1 pseudogene is annotated in these 3,304 nt (G+C 51.2%); it reads right to left on the bottom strand.

The annotated features are described in order from the left end of the window. Nucleotides 1–60: 60 nt before the first annotated feature. A pseudogene (locus AC5JLP_RS09945) lies at nucleotides 61–3,048 on the bottom strand (Tn3 family transposase). Nucleotides 3,049–3,304 lie beyond the last annotated feature (256 nt).

Genomic DNA, 3,304 nt, shown 5'->3' with positions numbered 1-3,304 from the left:
TGGGATTGCGACAGGATACGTGTAAAAACCTGTAAGATAGCCCTCTAATCCTTGCTACATCTAGGTTTTCATAATCTCCTCTGGCAACGTCATCGCCCCCTCTAAGGGTTGGGGCACTGTTTGTAGGTCAATCACAAAATCGCCATACCGCTTCAGATGCCGAGTCATATAGGGACTGAGAGTCGCTAATAATGAGCGGTTAATCTTGTAGCCCTCTGCACTGAGTGCTTTGACCGCTAATGAAATGTCCACTGCATTTTGCAGAATCACCGCACTAGCGACCAAATCCAAATATTTGAGCCGTTTTTCCTGCTCTTCGGGATCGTTTTCCGTAATCACGCCTTGCTTGCCAAAGAACAGCCAATCGAGGAAGCGATGGTAGCCCTCGACGATATTGGTACAAGCCGTGATCTGCTGTCGTAGCGGTTGGTCAGAGATATATTGCAGCAGAAAGATGGTGCGGATGACCTGCCCAAGTTCTCGAAAAGCTTGATACAGGCGATTCTTCCGACTATGACTGCCCAATTTACGCAGGATCGTAGACGGCATCAACTTGCCTGCCTTGATCGATAACACAACCCGCATCAAGTCTTGCCAGTGCGTTCGGATCAACTTCCAGTCCACAACTTCCTTAAACAGCGGTTCGATGTATTCGTAAATGGCATCTGCACTGGGGCGGAAAAACTTGTAATCCTGCCAGTTGCGAATGCGCGGCATCAGCTTAATTCCCAGCAGGTATGCTAAACCAAACACCGTTGCAGCTTGCCCCTGAGTATCTGCATGGAGCGTATCAGGTTGAATATCCGAGGTGTTTTTGAGTAAGCCATCGAGGATGTAGACCGCCTCCCATAGCCCACAATTAATGAAGTGCGTGAACAGAGCAATGTAGGTATCCGAAACATGATGGTAGGCAATGCCACCGTACCCACCGTAACGGATGTGATACTCCGACATCAGATTGTTCTCATAGATCTCAAACTTGCTGCCGTCAGCCGCTGCCCGCTGGCCCGTCCCCCAGCACCGCGGTAATTCCAGTTGCTTGTAGGCATTGATGATATCCCGCATCGCTGCCTCTAACTGCTGGGTTGAAATATGTTGACGGTTGGCATGAGCCAGCATGCGAGCACTCACCTACCCCCGTGTGTGCCGTGCCGTTTGATTAGGACCAAGGTTGCACCCATAGCCAAACACTGTCAGGATATAACGCTCAGTCGGATGATCGAGCTTTGGTTCAGAACCAGAGACCGGCCCGAAATGGCGCACCCAATGCAGCCAGTGTTCAACATTGCATAACACGTCCAAAACACTCCGCTCTGGCAACCGTTGGAGAATGGCGGCTTCTAATGCCTGTGCACCTTCAGGTGGTTGGGATGCAGTCAAGCGCTTCAGTACAGGTTCTCCGGCTTCATTAATGGTGAGTTGTGTGCCGTCCTTGCAGATTTGGTCAACGGTTTGAGCCACTTGCGTCAACCAGCTTTGCAAGTGTTCGACAAAGGGTTCAGCCGCACTCGCCAAGCCCAACTGCTCACAGTAGGCTTCTAACTGCGATTGGCAAGGCTGCCAATCGAGGAGTTGGTTGCGAAAGTCTGCAAAATTCTCAGACCCAACGACACAGGCATCCCCGCTTTTGAGTTCTGCGGCCAGATACGTGAAGATGCAGACCTCTAGCTGCTGCCGCACCAAGCGTGACTTGCCGTTGTGCTGTTCCACGACCAAGCGTCGCCAGCGGTCACTGATGAAACTCAGATCCAGTTCGGCAGCTAACCACTTACTGCGACGGTGTGCCTGTGACAACACAAAGGTAAGGGCTTCAATCAACGACTGGTCTTGGCCGGTAGACTGAAGGTCGAGCGATTGTACCAGGCGCAATAGTACCGTGCGATAGCGGCTATAAAACCGCCAGACCAAGGGCAGGTAATTGTCGCTGTTGTAGGCTTTGATCTCCTGACATTGTTCCAGTAAGGTGCTGCCTCCACCATGCAATTGCAGTAAAGATCGCACCCCAGATCCAACGGTCGCATCATCCGCCTCGGTAATTGAGACCTGCAAAACCTCGGTGAATAGATCAAGAATGGATTCTGTTTGCGCTAAATGCTTTTCCCGCAAGGCGCTAAGCCGTTCTCGGTCAGACTTATGAATCTTGTGCATCCGCTTGAGAAACATCTCAACAAGATGGTCACGGGTTTTGACCTGTGCCTGATACAGCAAGCAAACCAGGAGGGCACGGCGTTTGGGAACCTTAGCATCTTGCAGGTCACAGAGCGTGAGGGCTTTCGCTTGAGCCGCAAAGGCTTTAACTTTGGCAGGGGCAATCGTTGCGACCAGACGGTTGGCATCGCCGAAGCTCATGATGCGATTGAATTTTGCCTGCAATGCTTCGATATGAGAGAGGCGGGCGCTTTTTGGCGGTGCTTTCAACAGTGCCAGGGTGACTTCAAACTCGGCAGGTTGGGTCGGATCAGGAGCTGAAGGCGCGAGCAATTGATCCACGAATTGTTGCTCTTTGGCAGTCATGGCTTCGCTAAGGCGATGAAACAAACGCGTATTCGTAGCGGTGCGAATACGTCTTACCAAACGGTCTAGCGTACTAAAGGCAGGGAGTTCGTAGCGTTCCTTGACCAGTTCTTCAATCGCAACATTGATTAGATCCGCTGGATGATCCATCACCTCTGCTGCGTGAGCAACCGCCGTTGCCATTGCCTTTTGTGCTTTTTGGTCATACGAGTGAACGCCGAGATATGACCGAATGATGTTCTGGTAAACGTAACGAGAGCGTTCTGGTGCAATGGCGGAAACCTTTGCGCTGAGATTGAGGCAAGTCCGAATGTGGTTCACAACAGCAACGGGGACTGCCTCGGAGCGGGGAAAGTAACCCAAGCGCTGAAAGGACTTGAGCATCACCAGCAACCGCAGCAAGCCACGCTTACTCTTGGTCTGCGCTTGGGCAAAGGCAACCTCTTGAGCGGTGGGACTGTAGAGTTCTGCTAGTTCCTTCGTAGAGGGTTGAGTTTTGAATTGGGGATAGGCAGTCCGTTCAATCGCAGTCATATCAATGCTTCTGGGCTAGATTGCAGGCAATAACACTCAGTCACCAGAGGCAGAGTATAAGCTAGACTCTGTGACTTTTTAGGGATTGCCGATTAAAGCAGCTATTTGAACAGACTTTAGCAGCGGATTAGACTCACTTAGTCAGGCACATTAAACAGCGATTGCAAGGCCTGATGCGCTGTATGCTCTGCCCGCTGAGATGTCACTTTTTGATAGCGTAAAGTCGTCTGAAGATTGGTGTGCCCCAGCAATGCCC

The sequence above is a fragment of the Stenomitos rutilans genome (assembly GCF_059505485.1).
The sequence above is the reverse complement of the archived record's forward strand: the minus strand, read 5'-3'. Positions and strand labels throughout refer to the sequence as shown.